This is a genomic window from Alkalibacterium sp. m-11 (assembly GCF_054658155.1).
Genome location: NZ_BAAGIR010000621.1, coordinates 1 through 250, shown reverse-complemented (window position 1 = coordinate 250; position 250 = coordinate 1). Strand labels below are relative to the sequence as shown.

The following is a 250-nucleotide window of genomic DNA, read 5'->3' as shown; positions in this document are numbered from 1 at the left end:
CTCGGAAAAAGTTTTTATAGGCTCTTTCCAGATTCTGTTGGGATTCGCTAATGCTAGACTATCCACTTCTTTCAAAAACGGACATTCTTTTTTGTATTGCGCCGGTGTATTGTGGAGCATTTGTTTTGTTTCTTTGTAGTGGTTGATTTTGTCGCTGAGCATTTGGTTGTAGATGAAGCGGGCGCAGCCAAAACAATTCGCAAAATATTCTTTTTGCTGTTCGGTTGGGTATAATCTGTACTTGTATGCT

1 pseudogene is annotated in these 250 nt (G+C 39.6%); it reads right to left on the bottom strand.

Annotated elements, in window-relative coordinates:
• Positions 1 to 250 (bottom strand): annotated as a pseudogene (locus tag ACYQ2O_RS13725) (helix-turn-helix domain-containing protein); the annotation flags it as partial.